Below are 21,272 nucleotides of genomic sequence, written 5' to 3' on the forward strand. Positions count from 1 at the left end.
GGCATTTCTTTACAGCTTGATATGAACGGTATGCGAACCGCGACAGAGCGCGTCTACAATTACCGACTTGAATTCCGGGCTTTTCACCAGATCGTCGTAAAGCTCTTCTGGATCGAGACGCACCGTCAGATGCTCGATAGTTTTTGCCAAGTCCGATCGCGGGCTTGTCGCCTCTGCGATGCTTTCAGTCCAGCTTTTGCAGGCTTTGGAGAATGTTTCGCCAACATGCTTGCGCGGATCGAACAGTGGCACTTCGGTGTGCACGTCATCCTTGAAGGAAGACTTCGCGACCTTCGCCGAAAGAGCCAGAACATCGCGCCGGAGCGTACCGATCCTCGAATCCAAGAACTGCATGAGTTCGCCAACACCCTTGTTGATAGCTTCGTAATCGATCTCAGCAGTCTTCATACAGACGCTGCCGTCTTCGTCGACCTTGAATGGTTCAATCGGCTCAGCCGTAAACGTCAGCTTTCCGCCCATCCATTCCTTATACGTTCGATATCCATCAACAGGGCCAATCGCTATGATCTTGGCAATCAGGTCTTGGATGGTCTGCTTTTTTTGTTCGTTCTTCATAGTCATTCCTCGTTTTGGTGGCGATTGACACATGGCGTGGTGAAGGCCATATGCCGGTTGTCGGGGTGGTACCCGGAAGAAACGCCAAGACTGGTGGCTTTTAGTCTCCTCGTGTCCTTGGCTAGTACGGAGGACGGGGTGTTTCGGGGTGGTGCCTGAAACTGTACCCCGTCCTTTTTTGTCTCCGGCCCGAAGGCCGAAAACAGCGCGTAATCCTCGTGCTTTTGGTCTGCCGAACGGTTGGTAAGGCCGCCGGGAATGGGAGCGCTTACACGCTTCCCTTCTTGCCGCCATCGGGACGGCAAGGGATGGAGCCCGCCGCAGGAATCGAACCTGCATCATCCATTACGGTTAGCGCTTTAGAAGAGCGCACCGGTATGCGAGCAATCTTGTTAGCGTCGACAGTAGCGCCATAATTCGCGGACAATCGTTCTGGCTGCCATGCCGACGGCCACGCCAAGGAAGTAGGACGGCAGATCAATCATGGCTTCCTCCCCTTCCCCTTCACGCGGATTGCCAGCGCTTGCAGGTACGCGGGCTCCTTTTTCGGCGGCCTCACGTTTTCCTTCAGTGTTCGCTTCTCTGCCTTACTCATGCCGCCACCTGTTCCGGCTCGCCGTCCTCGGATAGCTCTTTCTGCCAGGCCGCAAGGGCGCGGTTCATCCGTTCAGTGGCCGAAACCAGCTGGCGGGCAAGAAAGTCCTGCCTCACGTCGTCCTTGTCGAACAGATCGCCGATAATCAGCGAAAGGGCCGTGGCGTCGTTGATGGCCTGTACGAGGCGTTCTTGAGGGCTCATGATGCTTCCTTAAACCTGATGCCAGTGATGTTCCTGCGCAGGATATCTGCGCGCAGGGTGATTTCGTTCTCGCCGCCGTGGCACAAATCCCACGCTTTGATTTCAGGATGGTACTTTCCGAGAACGTAGGACTTGCCGCCCATGAATACCGTCGCCCCTTCGTGGAAGAGGTCATCGCCAAAGTCCGGAAGTGGCGGCGCAGCCTTCACAACTGCTGGCCATGCGTCGCTTAGCGCCTCGCACAATCGCCGGTAATTGTAATGTAGCGGGTTAGTCGCCTTGCTAGCGATATGCCCCTCAGTCAGAGCTTCAATCACGTCGATTGCGCATGAAAGCTGACCCAGAGCATCGTCCATCTCGAAAAAGGTCTGTCTGGCCGTTTCGAGTGCGTTCACGTAACTTTCAAGCCCGGTCATGACAATTCTCCATCAATCAACCGGCCGCCGCGAATGGGAGCGTCAATAACCATACCGACGACGATCACGCTGTTGCGGCCAATACCGCCGTGGGGCGACTTAAAGCGCTGACCGAGCGCCGTTCTGGCGCCGAACGGACGAAAACCGATGTGTTCCTGTTCGACGTCCATCAGGCGAATCCGTCCGTCGTGTTCGATGATTACGGCGCGCCCAGTTTCGTCATAGCGGTTGATATCGACCCAGACGGCTTCGCCATCGATAACCATGGCGCAAAGGTTGCGGGGCTGATTCTGGCTATGTTCGGGGCGATGGACGATCGGCGGCATGTTGCTAGAGATAGGCAAGCCGGTGGCGTTTGCTGGCACTGCGTGCTGCATGAAGGTCTCCTCGATTTTGAGTATTGCTGGATGGCGGTTACTTCACTTCAAACGAAGCCACGCCCAAATCTGTCTTGGTGTCATCGACCCAGATGCGAACCACGTCCTGGCAAACACACTCTTTTGCGGCGCGCCGCGCCGCGGTCAGCGCCCAGTCCTTGCGGCCCACATGGTGATATGCGTCCTCGATGGTGCCGTCAGCGGTTTCCATTCTCAGTGCGTACCGTGTCATGATGATCTCCTCGATTAACGGTCTGGTAACTATGTGAACGGGTTCGCGTTGCGCCTGCGTTTCGTTTTCGCTACTGTGTTCACATTATTCATTAAAAACGCGTTGTCAACGCGAATTCGCTACACGGTGTCGAAAATGTTACCTGTTCAATGTCGGATGGCTCGCGTTGCACTAAATATTGGGGTTCGCGAACTGGCGGAGATGGCCAAAGTCTCCACGAACACGATCACGCGCTTCGAGACGCTTGATAGGACTGATTCTGAAACGGCAATTACACCGTTAAAGCCGCGCACCATCGAAGCTATTCAAGCCGCTCTCGAATCGGCTGGCGTCATTTTCATCGACCAAAATGGAAATGGCCCTGGTGTTCGGCTACGTGACCGCCAAGCATGACGCGTAAGGTCATACATCAAGCGCTGAGTCCAGATGGACAAACCCGGTTGGTGTTTTTTCAACGGACTGACGGCGCAATCAGCTGCATCGCGGAAAAATTCTGGATTGATGATGTGCCTGAGTACAACTACCACGCAGAATACTGGGCTGCGTTTACCGACAACGGCTCGATATTTGACAGCCTGGAAACAGCTATTCGTGAGCTCCGAGTACAGTATCCGTGGCTGACGTCGACGAATGGGTAGCAGGCAGCTCTGCGCGAGAAAGACGGGGAGTGACTATTGCGCGACAATTGCAACCGTTCTAGCGTCGGCCAACGAACGGAGGGGCATAATGTCAGTTGCTGCGCTTATATTTGGTCTTATTTCTATCGTGACGGGCGTAATCGTTATCATTAATGGGCTGGCGGATCACAGCGGGTTAATCACGATAACGTTTTTATCCTACGGATTCTCCGCGATCGCGTTCGGGATATTCATGATGTGCATGGGACGAGTGATCGAGCATTTGGGCGCGATCCGAGCCGCCCAAGAGCGCATTGCTGAGAAGTTGGGGAACACGAATTGAAAGTTGGTGCAGCGTTATCAACGTATCGATGGTTTTCCTAGCATTGACGATAACGAACCGCAGTTGAAAGCTGCAGTTAATATGACTGCAGAGCCGTCCTTTGCAACGCAGCCCGAACCGAGTTAACAGCAGCTCCATTGCAGCCTTATTTGCTTTCGTCTCATAGAAGGCGCATCATAATTATCATGACAGTAATTGAAACGGGCGCTGTCGTTCAGGTTTCAAATGCCTGACCCGCAACAAAGGAGGACGAAATGTCTTCCATCGCGTTGAATTCCAGAAACATCACTATGATTTCGCGACTTCTAAGGGAGGCTCGCAAACCCGGCGACACACAAGATTTGCGCACTGATGCTGCACGTTATCTGGCGCGTCGATTTCAGGAGGGAACACGTGACGAAGGCCGGCTACAGATCGCCCTGACACAATTTATCAAAAAACATCGAAGAATGGCAAATGCCGTCGATCGTTGCGATGACGAAGGCGACGCAGTAAAAAGCGAAAAGTAATGGCCCTTTCATTTCCAAACCCCAGCAGAAGTTTCGATGATCTTGAGGTGGGCGTGCGATTTGTCGGCTACGATGGAATGACCTCCGTCCCATTTCTAATCGATAAGCCCGCCCTGGAGAAGAATGGCGTCATTGCAGCGACGGAATCATCGCTTCTTGCCGCCTTCGACGCCTCACGGAAACTGATCTACGATGCTGCTCGCGAGGTCTATTCACAGGCTCGGCAAACTTCCTATCGCATCACCGTGGACGACATGAAGTAGCTTTTTATGCAATGATTGAGCCGATCTGCCGTCGCAATTCAGCCTCAGTTGCTTTGCTCAAATTTAAAGCGCATGGTGCATGTCTCGACAGCTTTTGAAACGGGCGCTGTCGGTTGCGAGTGCATACTCCAGCCCCAATACAAGGAGGACGAAATGTCTTCCAAAATTATCAAACCCTACTTTGGACCTACCGACTTTCGAATGATGCGTGAAATACTGCGACGCGCCGGCTATCGGCTTTACGATACCGCAGAAAACCGTGCCGCTCACATATCCGCAGCAAGGCTACTCATTCAGGAATTTCAATCTGGGCGCTCACCATCGCGAGCGATGTCGCAGCTTTCTCGGCAACATCCCCGTGAGAATGTGGAAGTATCTCCAGCGGTAATTTGAACCATCCCTGGCTTGGTCGGGTATGCAAGAATTAGTTAATTCCTCAAAAACAGGAAGTTTTCAAAATGCCCCGTGGTCAAAAAAGAAGTAACCGAGAAATAAGAAAGCCAAAAAAAGATAAGGCAAAGGAGAAAACTGCGTCGACAGACGTTGTTGCAGGTCGCTTTCCTACTCCTGCCAATGACATGATCAAAACCAAACGGCATTAGTTATAGCTGTGTCTTCCACTTTTCTTGGTGAGGAGACACAGCCGTATCGGGGTACAAGCATGCCAACGTCTACATTTAGTTCAATAGGCAATTTGTATTGCGAAGGAAAAAGTCTCGGTTCTGTTGGCTACAGTATTTCCGTACTCACGGAAGGCGAGAGGACGTTTACAAAAGGCGTCATGTGGGCAAGCATGGACATGCTCCGGCAGGCTTATTCAAGCGAGCTCGTTCAGTTATCGTCGGAAAAAGGCGATGGTTTGCTGAGGGTGGACGTACAAAACGTCGGCATTCACGGAAGTGCAGACTTCATTCTTGTGGGAAAGCATACGTTTTAGCGCCACGCATGACTGCTTGGTAATTAATAGACGTAGGAGCCGAGCACCCAGACGACCAATCCGATATCGATGCATATTATGAAGAACGCGATCAGATACACGCTCACTTTACGATCCAACGATTTTTGGACTGACAGTTTCTCCTCGCCAGATTGATCACGTGTCATTGAGACGATACCAGCCCCGACATACCCTCACGAAATATGCCTCTCGGTCCCGAAGCGACGTTGCCGCATGAGAGCTCAAATAGCTTTTCAACCAAGGTATATGCGTCGAGGGCATGTGTTTGGCTAAACATCTCGCGCTGAACGGTTCGCGGACCCTGTTTTCTATCCGCACAATATTCCGGATTGCGGGATAGAGCTGGTTACGGCGGGACCCAATCCTTCGCTCTCTCACCTCAATGCCTGATATTGGGGAACGCAAAATATCAGCCATGGGCCAACCTCAATCGGAGCCGCTTTCGAGGAGGCCATCGCAAGACCAAGGATTTTGCAGTGACTTGCGGGATCGTATAGCCGCCCTCATTCTCCCAGGCTTCCAGTTCTCTTTGATTGGATTGTGATAGCCGTTGGGCGCGGATTGCCAAAAGTATGTCCAGCATCTGCACAGGATCATGGCTTCCGTCGCTGAAAATTTCACAAAGGTGTTTGGCGGCTTCCAGGCGAGTCTCTGGCTTTTCGCAACCCTCCAGCGAATATCCGGAACGTTGCAGGAAAGCACGAAGCGACGGAAAATCTTCAGGGCCAAAGTAGGATAGATGTGAAGCGGAAGACATCGCGTGTCCCCCTTCATTTTTGGGGCGGGAGATCGTTCTCTCCCAACGACAGCGCCCGTTTCAAAAGCTGTGCATAATAAACAGTGCGCCTTTTCGAATTAAAGTGCAAGCAAACACGTGATATTTATTTAGAAATAATCGGCTCAAAACTCCTATCATATAATCATGATCCGAAGAAAATCAACGCGTTGCCTTATACCCTTGCATCTTCTCGATTTCGTGAATGAATTGTTCGGCATACTGCGCTGTATTAACGTAGTTCTGTTCATTGGGGCCAAGAATATGATGATGCGTGAATACTGCTTTAAGTCGATCCAGAAATTTGGGTTCGGTCTCGGCTAGATGCCCGATGAGAACCTGAAGTATCTGCTCATGTGCAAGAACCTTTCGTTCTAGAGCTGTGGTGTCATTATCCATTGCGTTTGCTCCTCGGTAAAGAATGGCGCGGCGACCGGGAACGTGAGAATCCACCGCAAGAACGCCGAAGAATGTTCGCAAGCTGCGTCCAATCCTTTGATGGAGAGGTCATCTGTTCATGAGCATTTCTGAGATCACTTCTGCTGGCTGTCGTGTCCTCATCGTGCCATGGACGTACAGAAACAGTTTCCAATCCAATGTTACGATTACGTTGTTTTTTCATGATAGCCTCCTCGTTCGGTTTCCCCGCTATATTAAAGCGCCTTGGCGAGTTCGTTGCCGCACGCAGTAGCGAGCGCGGTGTTGGGTTGCTCTGTTCCCAACGGTGTGGCCCAACCTGACTTCTCAATAAGAGTACGGCGAGAGTAAGCTGGGGCAGCCTTAAACTCAGCCAGGATGTTCACAACAGCCGGATCGTTTCTTGATTTTTCAAGACAGTAAGGTGTCAGGGCAAGCGCCACCCCGTCGGATATGTTGGATGCAATCCGGCGCTCAGAAGTGCCTTTTGTGACCCATCCACCTACGGAAAACCCGATAGCAATTGCTGCAATGGCACCAACCGATGCGCCGCCGAGTGCGGGCTTTAACCATTCAAACTTGTTCATGATGGTATCCGATCTTCAATGATCGAACGCACATAATTATGCGTTGGATTTTGATTATAGCACCAACGCAATCAACTTGCGCGCGAATTCTTTATTCATGTTAATTCTGAGTTGTCTTGCGGCGCCGAAGTGAATTTTTATGCCTACATAATTTTCCGAGCCGAGCAGGCGTCCACTGCTAGTACCCACCTTTTCCAGGCGTGGCCTTACTGGTTGGGAGATTTACGGGCTATTGGTGTGCTCGTTATTGGAACATAGCCGCCGCCAGTTTGTTGTGCTGAAAATGATTAAGGCTTTGGGTGCATGCCAGAACGACCAAACATTTACCAAACCGCTAGACGGTTTGCCACCGGCGTGAAGCGTCGTGATGTTCCCTCACAAGCAATCGCAGATGCATTGAAAGACGGATTGATGACAACATCCTCCAACAATAATGAAAACACAATTTCGGAGCTTTTGGCGCGCTTGGAGGCTGCGGAGAGAAAACATCGCGAGTGAATCGCGGCTTGATTTTCTCCTTTCGAGGAATAAAATTTGCTTGCCGATGACAACTGACTTCCAACCCCGCACCTTGATGCTGCGGGGTTCTTTTCAGGTAGAGGTCAGCCCAGCGCGGACGAAATCCTTGCGTTTGCGTCAGGACATTGGATACACTGCCCCTAAGTCACCTTAATTGTTCGCTTGCTATCCAGGCACTATCCGTCCACCATGGGTTGTCAGCGATTTAATTGATTACGGGCTTCGCTGACACGGGTTGAATTGCCCTTGCCCGCAATTTGAAAGGAGGACGCTATGTCTTCCATTATCTATAATGGCGATTCTCACTCAAACCATCGCATTCTAAAGCAGATGATTATTAAGGCCGGCTATCTCACGTCCAGGATGAAGCCCCTACCAGGACCCCATTATAATGAGTCAGCGTTAATTCTGAAGAGTTTTATGGCTGGAGTAATGGGCGACATTCAAACGATCCCAGGTCCGCGGACGGAAGCGTCTTCCGCTTATGGCACGGCTTAACCATTATTGTTTGGTGGGGCCCAAATAGGGCCTCTCAAATAATAAATTGAAATCGTTATACCCCCCCTTAAACCGACGGGAATATTAAGATATTTAAGTATTTTTATAATTTAAATTAGCTGAACCATATTAAAAATTTGACAAACATTATTAAAATTTCTAAAAGATGACATCGAGATTTTCTTGTTGAGCTTAACTTTCTGCACGATTAGCGCCGTGCATTGACGAAAACTCCCTTTAAAAAATCGTTTCATCTCTGCGTTTGCTTCAAATGCGGCTATCAATATTTCTATGAAAGGGGTTCCAATGAACACCGGCACAGTTAAATGGTTTAATACAGCAAAGGGCTTTGGGTTTATTCAGCCTGAGAATGGCGGTGGCGATGCGTTTGTTCATATCTCTGCGGTTGAACGCGCAGGTATGTACTCGCTGACCGAAGGCCAGAAGCTTACTTATGATCTGGAGCAGGATCGCAAGTCCGGCAAAATGTCGGCCTGCAACCTGCAAGCCGCTTAAATCGCTGATTTTCTTTCCTTTGACCACGGATGTACTGGCACTGTCGAAAGAAGTTGACTTAGGGTCGGGCCATTGCCCGACCTTTTTTATTTACCTCTAAAAAGGATTACAACAATTGCCCCAAGATCCACGCGGCTCCTTTACGAAACATACTCTTTTCAAGCCCGTCCCTTCCTCTCGGGAGTCGGTCGCTTCACGCACCAATAAAGCCGCGCGTACTATTCTCGACGCGGAAGCAGACGAGCGGGTTGCCAAGACGCTGCGCTTGCGAAAACAACGCCAAGAGATGGAGAGCATTATGCCGCCACCCTCAAAAAAGGGCTTGCGCAATAGCCGGTAGCGTTGAGCTTACACAACTTCGTTATGACCCGATTTGCAATATTTGACGGATTTCCGGGATGATTAGGTTCATGCGCATATACATCACCGCGAGCTCTTTTGGTGTTGACCAATGCCGTGCTTCTAGCAATCGTTGGACATGTGCAAAAATATCTGACATACACGCGTCACGAGAACAAAATAGCAACATTTCTCATGGAGATTTGAAACGATTATGGCCATTAAGTTTACGAGCACTCCTGACCGCCCTGCAGAACCTAAAACTGGCAGTCTCTCAAAAAAGAAGAGCCAGACCAAGGCGGACAATAATCCGGAGTTGGACCTTAACACCGACGGAAAGTAAAATTAAATGACCAATGCGCGGCTTATCGTGGTTGCAGCATTCGACCGCAATGCAGACGGCGAGTTGGTTCCGGCGTTCGAACCCATGGCATTTGAAACAGAGAGCCGTGCGTTACGTGCAGCGCAATCGCTGGAAGGCAAACATGTCGGTGTAGTCGCGTGGAGCCGCGAAGCAGATCCCCACGTTGGAGAATATGGACCGCCTGCTGTTCTGTTTCAGTGGGGAGATATACCTTACATGGAATAAGGCTTCATGACCCGCCCAGCGGGGGCTGGGCTTGTTAGCAGTACCCATTTGAAAGACTCTCCGGGAAGAAATTGATCTTGTTCAGATCGTATCGTAGTATTGGGCGGCGTAATTGCCGCTCTCGTCTTCACGTGCTTTATGGTGTAGCGACTTCCTCGTTGAAACGCTTTATGTGTAAGCCAAAACCGCCCAAACAAAGACCGGCGCGATCTTTGCGGATAGATGAAATATCTAGAATGGGATCTCGTCATCCAGGTCGCGGCTGAACCCACGCCCGAACTCGGGGGCTGATTTCTTTTTCTCTTCCGCGCGAGGCGGAATAAGCGCAGCTGGTTTTTCGACTGGTGGCAGTCGTCGGCGTTCGTCTTCGTCAATTTTTTCTTTTCCGATAGTCTGCATGATCTGATTAATCATCTTGACTGACACGTCATAAGTGCCCGCCAAAGCACCAGGAACTGCGAGGATTTCTATCGCCACCCGCGCCACTGCAAGAATGTTTATTCTGCTCTTTTCAAGATCCTTCTCGAATTCATCCAAGCGTGCACGAAGCCGCGCACGCGTACGCTCGTCCCATTCTGAGCGTTCCAACGCCTCTCGTAGATGATGCAGCTTTGTTCGGATGTTCTCCTTGGCGGCAGGCGATAAACCAACGGTTTCTTGACGCTTCGCAATGCGGCTATCCAGTAGCAGCTGCGTCATATAATGATCTAGATCAGCAACAAATTGTTGATATTCATTTTGGGAAAAATTTTTGATTTGAGGAACATCCATTGTGGCAAACGGTTCAACTCGAAACCGTCTAGCGGATGCTATTACGACGTTCATAAAACCGTGGCGAGCCTCTTCAATTATATGCCAATCGCTTTCGTCATTTCCGTTTAATTGATTCAAGCGTTCTTGCAGACGTCTGCGAGATATCCGGACGAACTCTAGAAATGCTGCATTCTCATCTTCAGGAAGTTCATCCAATTCGTCTTGGCTGATGAAATCGAATATCTGCATTATTCCCGCCTTTCGCTATTCAAGGTGGCGGGCGCGGACGATATTGGCAAGCCCGGCGGCTTACATCTGCATGATTTTCCGCAGGAAAGAGACACTTCTCGGAGTTGACGACTTTCCCCCGGCGTGTAACTTCAAACCGTGGGTTGGGAGTGACGAAATGAACGCGGAACAAATTTATGTTGTGATCGGAAGGCTCGTTGAAACACCGCCTTTTGGAAAGACGACGCTGGAAATACAAAAATGGATTGGCATGGCTCATGCTTACGCGGAGGAGATGAATGACCCCATCTCAGCGGGCAAAATTGGAGCCATGGCAAACCTTGTCACAATCAGCGGCCCCAACACCGTAGTTGTTCATCAGGTACTTGGCGTACTCTATAAGATGTTGGCAACTGCTGAGGTCAAAGCTCCATCATCAGCTCAAGGAGCGTTCATCCCCGCTGGGAACAGCTTCGATGCAATGGCCGCAGTTGGGAAGATCCTGAGCGAAGCGTCGACATCAGCATTGATTGTCGACCCTTATATGGATGAGAAAGCGCTGACAGATTTTGCATTACTTGCAAAAGAATGCGTCGCAATCATGCTTCTCACTGACAGCGCTAGCGTCAAACAGTCTCTAGCTCCAGCGGCGAAACGTTGGAAAACGCAATACGACACTACGAGACCGCTAACGTTAAAGACAGCCGCCAACCCTCGTTCACTGCATGATCGGTTGATTATAACCGACGACGCAAAGATCTGGACACTCACTCAGTCATTAAACGCATTTGCCGCGAGATCGCCAGCATCTATAGTCAGAATCGACGGTGACGCTGTACCGCTGAAATTAGCGGCTTATCGGGACTTTTGGTCTAATGGCATAGAAGTGAACTAACGACCTCAGTTCTGACTCTAATCTTTTGCTGTCCTTTGGCTCTAGCGCTGGCCGCACATCACGGATACGGTTCTCCATCCGAGACATGGGGAGTAGGCAGTTATGCGGAGAGAGCCCCGAAGGTCCGTAAACAATAAAGGGCCCCTGCGATTGCAGGGACCTTCAACTAGTATCTAGATATATTACTCTTCAAGGAGATGAGCAAGATCACTTGGGGGAACAACTCTTTTTAGTTCGACGCTTCTAACTTCATTATCGACACTTTTAATTCTTAGCTCAACCCATATACTTTCGCGCTTTCCGAGCGAAGAAAACACTGTCTCTCTGTCAGCCACCTCTAACAGCCGATCAGCGAATTTTATTTTATACTCATCATCACCATCTTGTTCTTTCAAAGTTACGACCATCGTTGTTGGATCATCAGTATTTATATCCGTAACGCGAACGTTTTTAATAGCGAAAACAATATCTGCTTTATTACGAGGGCTCGTCCTGAGGGCTTTAGCTTCATCTTGCCCGACATGCACATCATTAATGACAGAGCCGTTTGTTTTTGAGGCAGCCTTTAGTAGTGCCTCTTGGCTAGATGTTGTGAGATCGGCGGCCTTCTTGCCAACCTCCCCGCTTTCCTTCATTGCGCCCAGAACAACTTTGAGCGTTTCAACTTGTTGCGCTGATGCAAAACTCAGTTTTTCGATCGTTGAAATATGCTCCGAACTTTTCAGCTCGGCCAGTTTGATTTCTTTTTGCATCTCCAAGAAGGATGATGTTCCCCATGCTGTCGCTGTAATGAGTGCAATCCCCAGAACAACGATAGCGATCTGTCTTCCCGACATTTTGGTCACCGCCTGAGGTATAGATTTCAAAACGACTTCTCGGATATCAGCATAGAGGTCCGAACTGCCTCCTTTAACGACAACCGCCAAGTCAAGCTCCCGGCGCTCATCCTCCGATATGTAGTTTGCGTTGGCAACACCGCTTTTCGATAGAGCCGCCAGCTGATAGATGTGTTTTTGAATTTCAAGAAACGCCTCCATGAAAGGTGGCGTTATCGATGAATCCTCCGGAGGATTTGGTAAGTAAACCTGTAATTTGTACCAGTCGCCGAATTCGAGTTTTTCTATGTCGAAATCGCTGTACTTATCCTTGTTATTTACAAGCTCAAAAAACAGGTCCCTAGCCTGCTCTTCACTCTCAATACGCATTATGATGCCCGCCCCGATAAATGGTTCGGATTGTCTAGCGATTGAAGAGGCTATCTGTCAAGTTTACCTCGTTCAGATGCAGCGGGCCGCTGCGCCTAGCCGAATAATCATCCAGACGAAGAGTTGCCGGAGGCTACCGCGTTTTTTGCGGTCGTTTTAACACAACAGTTATTAGAAACGATTGGTCGCCAACGCCTGTCCCTCACCTCGGCACCTCGACAAGCTGAAATGATGCATCGGGGAAAAAGCCGTTGCCGATTTCCAAGCTGTTCGGCAGCATGCGCATATTCATGACGGGGTTTTTGAAGCGTACCGTAGAGCCGACGCCGATATATGAAGGCAGAAACGGCTCGATCTTCACCTGCATATTCGTGCTGGCTGCTGCGGCATCAGTGGCGATGCGAGCGATGAAGTTGTAATCGCCGGTGGACAAGCCTATCAGGTCGCCTTCGGTCAATTTCAGACCAGCCACCACGCCGTTGAAAGTCAGCGTGTTTCCGTTAATCGCGGCTAGCGTCGCAGTGCCTGCAATAGCTGGGTTGTCAGCGTCGCCCCAATAAGCTTGCGGGATACATGCGTCTTTCGGGGTATAGTGAACCGTGACCATACCGCCGCGGCACCGATCTGAAAATGCCTCAAGTCGTCGCCGGTCAGCCGGGCTCAACGAGATTATACTGGCGGTCCACGACCAATATGGATCGCCATTCTCGATGAACGAAACAGCCCGATCGCCGTATCGTGAACTTGAAACCGACCGATTGAGCTTCAGAGGACTCGCTTGGTAGTTCAAGCCTTCGGGAAGGGTTTCGGCCATATTAGAACTTCCCGACGGCCGGGATGCATTCCCGCACTGGCAATGGATCGGTTATAAATGCCTTCGTGGCCGTGCCTTCCATCACCCAAAACTGCACACCTGGAAAGCGACGTGCCATACGCTGGGCGAAGTCCTCCGCCTCCTCATGTGACAAGAACCCGACGATCGGCGTCTTTTCATCATCCTGCAATACGCGAATTTCGCCACCCTGCGCCGGTGCGGGCGTAACAAAATAGATATTCATCCATTTCTCCAAAAAGAAAAGGACGGCCCGAAGGCCGCCCATGTTTAATTCAGCGCCGCAGCATTCCGCGGCTATTTGCTTGTTTGACGCCCTGCGAAACTGCATTCGCAAACTGTGGTGATCGCTGCCAGGCCATCATGCCCTTCGCGAGCCCTTCCTGCACCATTGCCGCGACTTCGGCATTGCCGGTTGCTCCGTTGACGGTCACGTTGATGGTCGGCCCACTCACCGAATTATCGGTGCGCGAGTTATCGACGCTGGAATTGCCAGACAGCTGCGCAACACTGGGGATGTTTGGAACAGGAATCGACGCTGAAGCTATTCGCGGTGCAGAAAAGCCAACGCCGCCGCCGTCACGTAGCTGTGGAAGTTTACCGGCGTTCATGGCTTCCAGAACTGGCAGCCACTTCTGGGTCGCGGCAGCGTTCATTATGAACTCGCCATTCGACCCCCACAGAAGCACCTTGTCATCACGAGGTCCGCCAGGGCCCCGAATGCGACCGCCACTGTCGTAGCCGGGGATCTGGCCGCCGTCTTTCAGCCCGATCAGACTGCCGATGCTGTTGAAGAAGCCGCCAAATGCACCACCTGCCATACCATTTGAGGACGGTTTGAACAGTGCGTCAAAGCCAGCGTTTAGGAACAGATCGGCCAATCTATTGCCGATGTTCTTCAACGCGTCGGCCAAACTGTTTGCACCAGTTATTGCGCCGATCGTGCTGCTTTTGAACGACTCGTAAAAGTCATTGGCGGCCTGCTCTGATCGACGTTGCCGGTCTTCAACTAACTGTAAAGCAGCCGCTTCCCGTCCATAGGCTTCAGCAACCTGGTCGATCTGGGCCCGCTGATCCGCCGAAATTTTTATGTTCGACAAATCTTTCTGGCCTTTTTTGATCGCTTCGTCCTTCAGCTTCGCCAGAGCGGCCTGCTCAAGATCCATTGCGATCCGGCGTTTCTCTTGCTCGGCAGTGGACTTTCCGACCATCTCGGCTTCCGCCGCTAAAGCCGCCGTGCGATCCTTCACAGCCTGAATATCGCTGTCGATCTTCTGATCGGTGGACTTCTTAACGTCCTTCGGCTTTTTGCCTTCCTTGGATCGAGCCTTTTCACCAGCCAGTTCGGCGTCAGCGATGCGCTTCACCATATCTTCATCCGGCTTCGTGACGCCTTCAGATTGCAGTCGCTTGCGTACATCAGCCAGCTTAGTTTCAAGTGCGAGTTGGTCCTTCGTCAGACTGGCGCGACGGGTCGCGTTCTTTTCGAAATCGGCAGCGGCAGCGTTTTCTTTTTTCCGCTGGACGATATACGGATCGTTGGCGGAGCTTGTGGCCTTTGCTTCGTCTGGAACCCCAACCGGGTAGGCAGCGGCCATAGCCTTGCGGGCTTTTACGGCAGCGTCATACACACCGCCCAAGGTGACGATGGCCTGCTCCATTGTAGAGAGAAAGCCACTGATACTGGGGTTAGCGTTAGACAAGTTATTGATGGCGGTAACCGCTTCACCGGCACCAGTTTTAGTTTCAAGGAGCTTATCAATTATTCCTTGAAGTTGTGCCTTTTGCTGGTCGTCAATAATGTCCTGCTGGCGCAAGTTTTCCAGTTGGTCGCGAAACTCCAGAATCCGCTGCTCGGCTTCTTGGATGCCAGGCATCTCGCCGACTCGGGTTGACATAGCTTGGAGGCCGGACATGCGTTCAATGGATTCTTGAACCCGCTCAGTCAATTCAACGACACCCTTACTGACGTAAGTATCATTGATGGCCTGAAGTCGATCTTTCGCCTTATCGGCGGTAATTGCGAAGTTTTGAAAATCGCTGATGAGGTTTGCAATTTCACGACGCGCAGATTTATCAGCATCGGACATTCCGACGTTCTGCAGGACGTTTTTGAGCGGCGCCGTAGCGTTTGCGGACAAAACGTCCAGCTCATCGCCCTGCCCGAGAAGGCTACCCCAACGCCCGCCGCCATTTCGCAGCCGCTCCAACTCACTGGCGATATTTTTAAGCTTCCGCACCTTCTCAGGGTCGGCGAGTTTATCAAGCGACTCGGCCGCTTTATAAATCCCGTCCGCGGCCTTCGGCGCAACCAGCCCGAGCTTTTCCATCTCTGCGCGAAGAGTGTCGGAATTCTTTCGAGCTTCCATGGCGCTGACCGTGTAATTCCCAACCGCCAGCACGAGCGCGCCACCGATGATAGCACCAAGCGGGCCAGCTGCCGCTCCGAGCCCGCCCATCGCCTGCACCAAGCCCATTGCGCCCTGCGCGGCCTTCGCCGCCTGATGGAACTTAACGAGAGCCGCCGTCGTGGATCCAAGCGTCCGGATCATGCCGCCCAAAGACCGACCAACCAGCACACCGGCCAGAACCGCGGCCAACTGCATGCCTGCGTCTGCCACCTGGTCGAAATTCTGCGAAATCAGAATCAGGGCGCGCGATACGGTGGCCGAGATACCAGTGACATCACCGGCAGTGCCGATGTATTGCAACATGGCGTTGTTGATGGCGGTCATGCCGTCACCAATGGTCGCATTTGTCGCCGCGAACTGCGCTTCGATCGTTTTTTGCGCGTTTATGATCGCTCTAAACACTCGATCTGAAGTCAGCTTGCCTTCTGCGCCTAAATCCTTGAGCTTGGCGACCGTCACGCCGAATTCGTCAGCGATAGCTTTGGCAACAATGGGCGCATTCTCGCGCAGCGATCGCAGTTCATCACCTTGCAAAACGCCACTGCCGAGCGCCTGACCAAGCTGGAGAATACCAGCCGCCTGTTCCTGCGCAGACGCGCCGCCGGCCTTGAACGCCTTGGAAACGAGATTGGTAGCCAGAGCGATTTCGTTCTCGGACTTGGCAACACCTGACGCAGACCGCACCATGCGCGCGTAAAGATCAACGTAATCCTCGACGGACACGCGAGCGTCGTCCGCCCCAGAACGCAACTCCTTTAACGAGCGTGTCTGCATACCGGTGGCAGCGGTCGCTGCCTTCAACATGTTTTCGGCAGTCGTCCATTGGTCTGCGTACTTGCGGACCTCGTTTGTACCCAAGACGGAGCCGACCGCAGCCAGTCCTTTATTTAAGCTGCCGCCGAACGATTTCTGGAATGTCGCGTCGAGCTGGCGGCGAAGCTTGATTGCGCCCTCCTCAATGCGGCGCATATCGGCATTGGCCCGGTCTGCTATTTTATTAAAGGCGCTGTCGGAACTCCTGCCCATAGAGTTCAGCATTTCTTCCATTCGCTTCTGCGCACGTCGCATCGATGCGACATCTGAGGAAATGGATAGAATAATATCAGTGTTTTCTTCGGCCACGCGGCTCTCCTTAAAAAGAAAAAGCCCGCGCTAGGCGGGCTTCTTGGGTTTTCCGTATTTCGTGAGCAGATCATCCATCTGCGCGTCGGTCGGTGGCTCGACTGTCTTTTTGCCGCCTCGTGCTTCAGTGAAGCCATCAAGAGCGGCAAGGAACTCTGTTAGTGACGAGTTCCAGAATGTTTTCGGCGTCCATCGCAGAATTCCGAAAGCTGCCTGCTGCCACGCTAGCCAAGGGAAATCGGCAGCTACGCTTTTCCCTTGGCCTTTCCGTTTCCCGCTTGATCACCTTTGAAATGATGCGCTAGCGCAGCCTGAAATGCAGTGGAGAGCGAAGCGAAATGGCTTAAATTCAATCGCTCGATAGCCGCAGCTGCGTCGCCCTGCACCGTTAGGTGTCGAAGGCCGACAATTGCAGCGTTGATCTCGGCGTCCGACAGTCGTGCGAAGAGATCGTTCATTGACTTGCAGCCGAGCTCTTCAGAAACCGCTGCCAAGCCTTTCATTGTTGCCGCGAGGACGATTTCGACGCCACCGATAGTGACGCCGACTTCGCCGCGAGCTCCGTTAACCGGAAGCTCCATTCTTAGACCTCAGCTTCGAAAGTCAGCGGGCCTGCCGCTTCGAAGGTGGCGCTGAAGTCCATATTGCCTTCCTGCTCGCCGGAGAATTCAAAGTCCGTCACAAACCAAGGACCTTCATATGAGCCAAGGCCAGGAACAATTACGATCGCGTTGAAAATCGCGGCGTCGTTCACCTTGCCGATAAAGTACGCGGAGTTCGCCCCCGCCACGAACTTACCAGAGCCGGTAAAGGTGCGCTGCTTGATACCAGGCACGCCAGTCTTCTGCGGCGTTGCGCCGGGATTCTGACAATCTGGGATCGTGGTGTCGACGGAGTTGGCCGACATATTGAACGAACGCGTCTGCAAGCCGCAGAGGTTCGTGAAAACTTCGGGAGTTGCGCCATCGCCAATTTGAATGAGGAGAAGGCGACCAATCTGCTGACCATCGGCCATTTTGATATCCTTAAATGCAAAAAGCCCGCCGAAGTGGCGGGCTGTGGTTGAACTGTCTTGTTTTGGGAGGTGGGCTAGGGCAGCTGTTCTGTCCTGGCGGTAAACTCGACGACGCCGTGAAGATGGGCGTCATCCAGGTCTTTGAAGACTTGCGTTCGGGTGTGGTCCAAAGAAACGAGCCGATATGACGGCATCGTCAGGCTAGCTTCAGTGAGCGCACCTTCTACGGCCCTTGCGATCCGGCTGGCCTCCACACGGCTGCTACCAGCCGGTGCTTTTGTCCAGACGTGAATGGTCACGTAAATAAGCCGACCGGAAACGCAGGTTTTGTCGTCTCGATGATCGTCAAAGTCACCGATCTCGACGTAAGGCGCAGTAGTGTCTGACGGCACGATGTCGTAAATCTTGGTGCCGACGAGAGCTTGCAGGTCTGGCCATGCTTTCAAACGAGAAACAACAGCACCCTGTAATTCCAAGCTTTCGCTATCGATCATTTTTGCATGGCCTCTCTGATCGCCTTATTCATCGCCGCACGAATGCGACGAACGGCTTTCTTCCGCATGCCGCGCCAGACTGGGAAGATATGCGGCTGCGCAGGAGTGGCGGCATGAGCGCCCTTGGCCTGCGTCATAACGGTGCCGGACTTGTATCGACGATCAACGCGGGCCGCAGTGCCAGCACTGGCTTTGGTGCCGTATTCCAAGAACCGCCATATGTATGCGCCGTAGATGCCGACCGCGTTAGGATCTGTCGATTTACGGGCACCGAAGACCTTCTTGTCTGGATTGTCGCTCTGCTTGGCGGCGTGGATGCTATCTCTGTATTCGCCGCCCCCATTGGCGCGAACTGGAGCGCGCGCCTTGATTGCTTCGGCAACTTCTTCCGCAACCTGCATCTGGGCTTCGGCCATTTTCTCAATGGCCTTCGGCGCGATCTGCTGAATCTTCTTCAGCAAATCTGTGCGTTTGAGTTTTGCACGAACCACCATCAGGCGACCTCATTTTCGATAACCAGCATTTCGAGAAACCGGTTCGTCTCGTCGGGATTAACGATGGTTTTGATGCCGAAGACGCGATTGGGGTTTTCGCCGGTCTTGCCCGCCCGAGCGTCATAGGCACGCCATGAGGCCGTTACCTGTCTCGCCGCTCTGCTGCTGTAGATCGTCAAGTTATAGGGCTGCTTTGAAACCAGCCTTGATGCCACGAAGCTTTCAGCATTGCCGCCAAACTTCGGTTTCAAACGGGCTGGCACTGTGAATTGGTCTTGCCACTCGCCGCGGGTGCCGCCGAAACCATCATCAATCTCGACCCGTTTGGCAAAGGTGATGCGGGCGTTCATCTGGCCGATTGCATCGGCTCGGTACTTCGTCTCGGCCATTATCGACCTCGTCGGTAATTGCAAAGCAGACTGTCAAAAGCCGACCATTCGACTGTCGCTCTGTTAGCCCGAACGAGGTAAGCATCGGCAATCCACAACAGCATGGCGTGACGAATAGATGCCGGAAGTGCGTTGAAGCCTGCATTCAGGGTAACCGCTATACGAGAGCCTGGCTGAACAATCGGCCAATGGCTTCCATATGCCGACGCGATCGATGGCTCGACACCATCGCTGTTCAAAACATATGCATCAACGCTTACGGTGTTCTTCGATCCGTCGAGAGCGATATATTCGATCCTATCGACTTCTGTTACCGGACCAACCGACAGACGAGACATGTCGGAAAACGCATCGCATGACGCTTCGATCTTTTGCCCCGCGACGACGATCCCGCAATACTTCTCAACAAAGTCAGATGCGGCCGTAATGAGCGATCGGATGTAAACGTCATCATCGTCGTGCATCACATTCAAATGGCGCTTTACATCCTCAAGCGCGATGACATCGCCCGTCGGACCTTGCGCGACCTTATACGGATGCCACATTCGATCGGCCTCGCTTCTCGCGCCTCTCCCCATTGGGAACGGATTTCACAGCACGTTCGACGTCGCCATCATTTGTAGCGGGAATAGCAAAACCAGCGTTGATGAGGCGGATCGCTTCGGCCTCGGCAAAGTCGGCGACGGCGCCAGGTTCGAGCGTGTAGGTCGGCCCTGACAGACTGGTCGTAATCGTAATTTTCATGATCGTCCCCAAAAAGGAACGGGGCGGATAAACCGCCCCGAAGATTGATTAGCCGCCAGATGCAGCGTTTACGAGATGCTTGACCGCAGCGGTATCGCCGAGCTCACCGTCAAAGCGGATGATGCCGGCAATGCCCAGATCCGGCCAGAAGCGCTCGCGAAGAACGCCAATCACCGGAGAACCGACCTTTCGGACAAAGTACTTGCCGAAGTCACCGAACACGATTGGCTTGTTGCCCGCGCCGATGCCAGCCATTGCCTGGTTGATGCTGTATCGATAGCCAAGCAGGGTGCCTGGCTCGCCCTTCGTGATGTCGCCCATCGACCAGATGTAACGGCCTTCGTTATCCTTTATCTTACGGACCGAACCCAGGGTAAGGTCGTTGAACATCCAGCGCGTTTTCGGGCTCTGGCGATAAGCTGGGTCGACCGAATGCAGCAGGTCGATCAGTTCATCAGAAGTGATCGCCGCCGAGGCAGCCGTTTCTTTGCCAAGCGAAGACGCGGTGACGAGACCGTTCGGGCTGTCAGTGCCGGTGCCGATGGTCAGCTGCTTGTTTGCAATACGACCAAGGCGCTCGCCCAGAAGCTGGCCAAGCAGGGCTTCAACGCTGAAAATTGAATCCTGTGCAAGTTCCATGGAGAACTTGACGAACTCAGTGTCGTAAACGAACGCGTCAAGGTTCTTCTGACCGAACGTCACGTCCTTGCCGCCATCGTCGGTCAATGGCGTTCCTTCGGTGTGCTTTTCGGCTTCAACTCCGGTGTCATCAACCGTCGGGATGTTGATACGATTACCAGCGGAAGTAACGATCTCGGTCGCGATGTCCTCATCGTACATTGGGCCCCAAGCCTTCATAGACTTGACGATCTCGTTGGCGAGCTCGACTGGTACGGTGTAGCCGCCGGCGGCATTGGTCGCCGTCACCTGGGTACGGGTCTCAGCGGCGGGCTGAACGCCACGCTTTAGAACGGCGCGCTCTTCTCCCGACAACTCGCCGATATCGGCATTGTTGGCGAGGAATTTATAGAACACGGAGCGATATTCGATTTCCTCGCCGACCTCGCTACCGCGACCTTCGGAATCAGAAATCGGGCGCTGTCGTGCTCGCTCATCTGCTGCGCGCGCTTCAATTTCCGCGAGCGTCTTCTCGCGCTTGATAAGGTTTTCGATCTTATCAAATTCCGTCATGATGCGGTCATGGCGTTCGGTCAGTTCATTGGATCGCGCTTCGTCGGTGTTCGACTTGATTTCGTCGAGGGCTTCGCGAGCCTGCGTGACCAGACGGCCGCGCTGCTCGTGCAGTTCGGTAAGAGACATTAAATTTTCCTTGAAGATAACGGTTTTGCTCTGGCCTGCTA

Annotated in this window: 31 protein-coding genes and 1 pseudogene; 10 read left to right on the forward strand and 22 right to left on the reverse strand. The window is 52.4% G+C overall.

Annotated elements, in window-relative coordinates:
• Positions 1-9: 9 nt before the first annotated feature.
• The 5 genes from ABWW28_RS01825 to ABWW28_RS01845 all read right to left on the reverse strand — a co-directional run bounded on the left by ABWW28_RS01825 (position 10) and on the right by ABWW28_RS01845 (position 2,399).
• A complete protein-coding gene (locus ABWW28_RS01825; protein WP_353390113.1) occupies positions 10-576 on the reverse strand; it encodes a hypothetical protein in 567 nt (188 codons plus the stop codon).
• Between the two features lie 591 nt (positions 577-1,167).
• Positions 1,168-1,374 (reverse strand): hypothetical protein, encoded by a 207-nt coding sequence (locus tag ABWW28_RS01830; RefSeq protein ID WP_100650057.1) that lies wholly within the window; start codon positions 1,372-1,374, stop codon positions 1,168-1,170.
• Entirely contained in the window at positions 1,371-1,790 is a 420-nt protein-coding gene (locus tag ABWW28_RS01835; RefSeq protein ID WP_353390116.1) for a hypothetical protein, read from the reverse strand. Before ABWW28_RS01835 ends, ABWW28_RS01830 begins: the two co-directional genes overlap by 4 nt.
• Positions 1,787-2,167: a hypothetical protein gene (locus ABWW28_RS01840; RefSeq protein WP_353390119.1), complete on the reverse strand. Its 381-nt coding sequence runs from the start codon at positions 2,165-2,167 to the stop codon at positions 1,787-1,789. Before ABWW28_RS01840 ends, ABWW28_RS01835 begins: the two co-directional genes overlap by 4 nt.
• A gap of 37 nt (positions 2,168-2,204) precedes the next feature.
• Entirely contained in the window at positions 2,205-2,399 is a 195-nt protein-coding gene (locus tag ABWW28_RS01845) for a hypothetical protein (protein WP_353390122.1), read from the reverse strand.
• A gap of 135 nt (positions 2,400-2,534) precedes the next feature.
• Between ABWW28_RS01845 and ABWW28_RS01850 the strand changes: the two genes are divergently transcribed.
• The 6 genes from ABWW28_RS01850 to ABWW28_RS01875 all read left to right on the forward strand — a co-directional run bounded on the left by ABWW28_RS01850 (position 2,535) and on the right by ABWW28_RS01875 (position 4,524).
• Positions 2,535-2,792, forward strand: a complete 258-nt coding sequence (locus tag ABWW28_RS01850; RefSeq protein ID WP_171053469.1) for a transcriptional regulator — start codon at positions 2,535-2,537, stop codon at positions 2,790-2,792.
• Complete coding sequence (locus ABWW28_RS01855) at positions 2,789-3,037, forward strand: hypothetical protein (protein WP_353390125.1); 249 nt, start codon at positions 2,789-2,791, stop codon at positions 3,035-3,037. The genes ABWW28_RS01850 and ABWW28_RS01855 overlap by 4 nt, the downstream gene beginning before the upstream one ends.
• An 88-nt stretch (positions 3,038-3,125) precedes the next feature.
• On the forward strand, positions 3,126-3,359 hold the full coding sequence (locus tag ABWW28_RS01860) for a hypothetical protein (RefSeq protein ID WP_353390128.1): 234 nt from the start codon (positions 3,126-3,128) through the stop codon (positions 3,357-3,359).
• A 254-nt stretch (positions 3,360-3,613) separates the two neighbouring features.
• Positions 3,614-3,868, forward strand: a complete 255-nt coding sequence (locus tag ABWW28_RS01865) for a hypothetical protein (RefSeq protein WP_122066533.1) — start codon at positions 3,614-3,616, stop codon at positions 3,866-3,868.
• Entirely contained in the window at positions 3,868-4,131 is a 264-nt protein-coding gene (locus tag ABWW28_RS01870; protein ID WP_176026436.1) for a DUF1488 family protein, read from the forward strand. The genes ABWW28_RS01865 and ABWW28_RS01870 overlap by 1 nt, the downstream gene beginning before the upstream one ends.
• 153 nt (positions 4,132-4,284) lie before the next feature.
• Positions 4,285-4,524, forward strand: a complete 240-nt coding sequence (locus ABWW28_RS01875) for a hypothetical protein (protein WP_176026435.1) — start codon at positions 4,285-4,287, stop codon at positions 4,522-4,524.
• A gap of 974 nt (positions 4,525-5,498) precedes the next feature.
• Here the strand turns inward: ABWW28_RS01875 and ABWW28_RS01880 are convergent.
• From ABWW28_RS01880 to ABWW28_RS01890, 3 genes are all read right to left on the reverse strand, one after another.
• Entirely contained in the window at positions 5,499-5,846 is a 348-nt protein-coding gene (locus tag ABWW28_RS01880; RefSeq protein ID WP_176026434.1) for a hypothetical protein, read from the reverse strand.
• A gap of 180 nt (positions 5,847-6,026) precedes the next feature.
• A complete protein-coding gene (locus ABWW28_RS01885) occupies positions 6,027-6,263 on the reverse strand; it encodes a hypothetical protein (protein WP_122066536.1) in 237 nt (78 codons plus the stop codon).
• Positions 6,264-6,517: 254 nt separating this feature from the next.
• Positions 6,518-6,868, reverse strand: a complete 351-nt coding sequence (locus tag ABWW28_RS01890) for a hypothetical protein (protein WP_176026433.1) — start codon at positions 6,866-6,868, stop codon at positions 6,518-6,520.
• Between the two features lie 303 nt (positions 6,869-7,171).
• Between ABWW28_RS01890 and ABWW28_RS01895 the strand changes: the two genes are divergently transcribed.
• The 3 genes from ABWW28_RS01895 to ABWW28_RS01905 all read left to right on the forward strand — a co-directional run bounded on the left by ABWW28_RS01895 (position 7,172) and on the right by ABWW28_RS01905 (position 9,329).
• A complete protein-coding gene (locus ABWW28_RS01895; protein WP_353390134.1) occupies positions 7,172-7,366 on the forward strand; it encodes a hypothetical protein in 195 nt (64 codons plus the stop codon).
• Between the two features lie 825 nt (positions 7,367-8,191).
• Complete coding sequence (locus ABWW28_RS01900) at positions 8,192-8,401, forward strand: cold-shock protein (protein WP_010661715.1); 210 nt, start codon at positions 8,192-8,194, stop codon at positions 8,399-8,401.
• 688 nt (positions 8,402-9,089) lie between these two features.
• A complete protein-coding gene (locus tag ABWW28_RS01905) occupies positions 9,090-9,329 on the forward strand; it encodes a hypothetical protein (RefSeq protein WP_109989349.1) in 240 nt (79 codons plus the stop codon).
• A 231-nt stretch (positions 9,330-9,560) separates the two neighbouring features.
• Here the strand turns inward: ABWW28_RS01905 and ABWW28_RS01910 are convergent, their stop codons facing one another.
• Entirely contained in the window at positions 9,561-10,331 is a 771-nt protein-coding gene (locus ABWW28_RS01910) for a hypothetical protein (RefSeq protein WP_176026432.1), read from the reverse strand.
• Positions 10,332-10,488: 157 nt separating this feature from the next.
• Between ABWW28_RS01910 and ABWW28_RS01915 the strand changes: the two genes are divergently transcribed.
• A complete protein-coding gene (locus ABWW28_RS01915) occupies positions 10,489-11,205 on the forward strand; it encodes a phosphatidylserine/phosphatidylglycerophosphate/cardiolipin synthase family protein (RefSeq protein WP_176026431.1) in 717 nt (238 codons plus the stop codon).
• A gap of 182 nt (positions 11,206-11,387) precedes the next feature.
• Here the strand turns inward: ABWW28_RS01915 and ABWW28_RS01920 are convergent, their stop codons facing one another.
• The 13 genes and pseudogenes from ABWW28_RS01920 to ABWW28_RS01980 form a co-directional block, all read right to left on the reverse strand.
• Positions 11,388-12,410 carry a hypothetical protein gene (locus ABWW28_RS01920; protein ID WP_176026430.1) on the reverse strand — a complete coding sequence of 341 codons (1,023 nt, stop codon included), beginning with the start codon at positions 12,408-12,410 and terminating at the stop codon, positions 11,388-11,390.
• Between the two features lie 202 nt (positions 12,411-12,612).
• Positions 12,613-13,224, reverse strand: coding sequence for a hypothetical protein (locus ABWW28_RS01925; RefSeq protein WP_353390140.1), 612 nt, complete (start codon positions 13,222-13,224; stop codon positions 12,613-12,615).
• A gap of 1 nt (position 13,225) precedes the next feature.
• Positions 13,226-13,468: a hypothetical protein gene (locus ABWW28_RS01930; RefSeq protein WP_353390143.1), complete on the reverse strand. Its 243-nt coding sequence runs from the start codon at positions 13,466-13,468 to the stop codon at positions 13,226-13,228.
• Between the two features lie 49 nt (positions 13,469-13,517).
• The gene (locus ABWW28_RS01935; RefSeq protein WP_353390145.1) at positions 13,518-16,775 is read right to left on the reverse strand and encodes a tape measure protein; all 3,258 of its coding nucleotides are present in this window, start codon (positions 16,773-16,775) and stop codon (positions 13,518-13,520) included.
• Between the two features lie 30 nt (positions 16,776-16,805).
• Positions 16,806-17,000 (reverse strand): annotated as a pseudogene (locus tag ABWW28_RS01940) (phage tail assembly chaperone); the annotation flags it as partial.
• Between the two features lie 20 nt (positions 17,001-17,020).
• Complete coding sequence (locus ABWW28_RS01945; RefSeq protein ID WP_353390148.1) at positions 17,021-17,356, reverse strand: hypothetical protein; 336 nt, start codon at positions 17,354-17,356, stop codon at positions 17,021-17,023.
• 2 nt (positions 17,357-17,358) lie between these two features.
• Positions 17,359-17,790: a phage major tail protein, TP901-1 family gene (locus ABWW28_RS01950; protein ID WP_122066996.1), complete on the reverse strand. Its 432-nt coding sequence runs from the start codon at positions 17,788-17,790 to the stop codon at positions 17,359-17,361.
• 74 nt (positions 17,791-17,864) lie between these two features.
• On the reverse strand, positions 17,865-18,284 hold the full coding sequence (locus tag ABWW28_RS01955) for a DUF3168 domain-containing protein (protein WP_176588723.1): 420 nt from the start codon (positions 18,282-18,284) through the stop codon (positions 17,865-17,867).
• A complete protein-coding gene (locus ABWW28_RS01960; RefSeq protein WP_176588722.1) occupies positions 18,281-18,778 on the reverse strand; it encodes an HK97-gp10 family putative phage morphogenesis protein in 498 nt (165 codons plus the stop codon). The genes ABWW28_RS01955 and ABWW28_RS01960 overlap by 4 nt, the downstream gene beginning before the upstream one ends.
• On the reverse strand, positions 18,778-19,167 hold the full coding sequence (locus ABWW28_RS01965) for a head-tail adaptor protein (protein WP_176588721.1): 390 nt from the start codon (positions 19,165-19,167) through the stop codon (positions 18,778-18,780). Before ABWW28_RS01965 ends, ABWW28_RS01960 begins: the two co-directional genes overlap by 1 nt.
• Entirely contained in the window at positions 19,167-19,712 is a 546-nt protein-coding gene (locus ABWW28_RS01970; RefSeq protein ID WP_176588720.1) for a head-tail connector protein, read from the reverse strand. The genes ABWW28_RS01965 and ABWW28_RS01970 overlap by 1 nt, the downstream gene beginning before the upstream one ends.
• The gene (locus tag ABWW28_RS01975) at positions 19,696-19,911 is read right to left on the reverse strand and encodes a hypothetical protein (RefSeq protein WP_122066861.1); all 216 of its coding nucleotides are present in this window, start codon (positions 19,909-19,911) and stop codon (positions 19,696-19,698) included. The genes ABWW28_RS01970 and ABWW28_RS01975 overlap by 17 nt, the downstream gene beginning before the upstream one ends.
• Positions 19,912-19,959: 48 nt before the next feature.
• Positions 19,960-21,231, reverse strand: coding sequence for a phage major capsid protein (locus tag ABWW28_RS01980; RefSeq protein ID WP_176588719.1), 1,272 nt, complete (start codon positions 21,229-21,231; stop codon positions 19,960-19,962).
• Between the last annotated feature and the right edge of the window lie 41 nt (positions 21,232-21,272).

The sequence above is a fragment of the Brucella sp. NBRC 14130 genome (assembly GCF_040371715.1).
GTDB lineage: Bacteria > Pseudomonadota > Alphaproteobacteria > Rhizobiales > Rhizobiaceae > Brucella > Brucella intermedia.

Coding starts and splice junctions, on each gene's coding strand:
- ABWW28_RS01905 (WP_109989349.1), top strand. CDS start 9,090: ATGACCAATGCGCGGCTTATCGTGGTTGCAGCATTCGACCGCAATGCA.
- ABWW28_RS01850 (WP_171053469.1), top strand. CDS start 2,535: ATGTTACCTGTTCAATGTCGGATGGCTCGCGTTGCACTAAATATTGGG.
- ABWW28_RS01950 (WP_122066996.1), bottom strand. CDS start 17,790: ATGGCCGATGGTCAGCAGATTGGTCGCCTTCTCCTCATTCAAATTGGC.
- ABWW28_RS01965 (WP_176588721.1), bottom strand. CDS start 19,167: ATGGCCGAGACGAAGTACCGAGCCGATGCAATCGGCCAGATGAACGCC.
- ABWW28_RS01885 (WP_122066536.1), bottom strand. CDS start 6,263: ATGGATAATGACACCACAGCTCTAGAACGAAAGGTTCTTGCACATGAG.
- ABWW28_RS01865 (WP_122066533.1), top strand. CDS start 3,614: ATGTCTTCCATCGCGTTGAATTCCAGAAACATCACTATGATTTCGCGA.
- ABWW28_RS01855 (WP_353390125.1), top strand. CDS start 2,789: ATGACGCGTAAGGTCATACATCAAGCGCTGAGTCCAGATGGACAAACC.
- ABWW28_RS01915 (WP_176026431.1), top strand. CDS start 10,489: ATGAACGCGGAACAAATTTATGTTGTGATCGGAAGGCTCGTTGAAACA.
- ABWW28_RS01955 (WP_176588723.1), bottom strand. CDS start 18,284: ATGATCGATAGCGAAAGCTTGGAATTACAGGGTGCTGTTGTTTCTCGT.
- ABWW28_RS01830 (WP_100650057.1), bottom strand. CDS start 1,374: ATGAGCCCTCAAGAACGCCTCGTACAGGCCATCAACGACGCCACGGCC.
- ABWW28_RS01875 (WP_176026435.1), top strand. CDS start 4,285: ATGTCTTCCAAAATTATCAAACCCTACTTTGGACCTACCGACTTTCGA.
- ABWW28_RS01975 (WP_122066861.1), bottom strand. CDS start 19,911: ATGAAAATTACGATTACGACCAGTCTGTCAGGGCCGACCTACACGCTC.
- ABWW28_RS01920 (WP_176026430.1), bottom strand. CDS start 12,410: ATGCGTATTGAGAGTGAAGAGCAGGCTAGGGACCTGTTTTTTGAGCTT.
- ABWW28_RS01900 (WP_010661715.1), top strand. CDS start 8,192: ATGAACACCGGCACAGTTAAATGGTTTAATACAGCAAAGGGCTTTGGG.
- ABWW28_RS01970 (WP_176588720.1), bottom strand. CDS start 19,712: ATGTGGCATCCGTATAAGGTCGCGCAAGGTCCGACGGGCGATGTCATC.
- ABWW28_RS01890 (WP_176026433.1), bottom strand. CDS start 6,868: ATGAACAAGTTTGAATGGTTAAAGCCCGCACTCGGCGGCGCATCGGTT.
- ABWW28_RS01980 (WP_176588719.1), bottom strand. CDS start 21,231: ATGTCTCTTACCGAACTGCACGAGCAGCGCGGCCGTCTGGTCACGCAG.
- ABWW28_RS01825 (WP_353390113.1), bottom strand. CDS start 576: ATGAAGAACGAACAAAAAAAGCAGACCATCCAAGACCTGATTGCCAAG.
- ABWW28_RS01925 (WP_353390140.1), bottom strand. CDS start 13,224: ATGGCCGAAACCCTTCCCGAAGGCTTGAACTACCAAGCGAGTCCTCTG.
- ABWW28_RS01870 (WP_176026436.1), top strand. CDS start 3,868: ATGGCCCTTTCATTTCCAAACCCCAGCAGAAGTTTCGATGATCTTGAG.
- ABWW28_RS01835 (WP_353390116.1), bottom strand. CDS start 1,790: ATGACCGGGCTTGAAAGTTACGTGAACGCACTCGAAACGGCCAGACAG.
- ABWW28_RS01960 (WP_176588722.1), bottom strand. CDS start 18,778: ATGGTGGTTCGTGCAAAACTCAAACGCACAGATTTGCTGAAGAAGATT.
- ABWW28_RS01945 (WP_353390148.1), bottom strand. CDS start 17,356: ATGGAGCTTCCGGTTAACGGAGCTCGCGGCGAAGTCGGCGTCACTATC.
- ABWW28_RS01840 (WP_353390119.1), bottom strand. CDS start 2,167: ATGCAGCACGCAGTGCCAGCAAACGCCACCGGCTTGCCTATCTCTAGC.
- ABWW28_RS01880 (WP_176026434.1), bottom strand. CDS start 5,846: ATGTCTTCCGCTTCACATCTATCCTACTTTGGCCCTGAAGATTTTCCG.
- ABWW28_RS01930 (WP_353390143.1), bottom strand. CDS start 13,468: ATGAATATCTATTTTGTTACGCCCGCACCGGCGCAGGGTGGCGAAATT.
- ABWW28_RS01910 (WP_176026432.1), bottom strand. CDS start 10,331: ATGCAGATATTCGATTTCATCAGCCAAGACGAATTGGATGAACTTCCT.
- ABWW28_RS01895 (WP_353390134.1), top strand. CDS start 7,172: ATGCCAGAACGACCAAACATTTACCAAACCGCTAGACGGTTTGCCACC.
- ABWW28_RS01845 (WP_353390122.1), bottom strand. CDS start 2,399: ATGACACGGTACGCACTGAGAATGGAAACCGCTGACGGCACCATCGAG.
- ABWW28_RS01860 (WP_353390128.1), top strand. CDS start 3,126: ATGTCAGTTGCTGCGCTTATATTTGGTCTTATTTCTATCGTGACGGGC.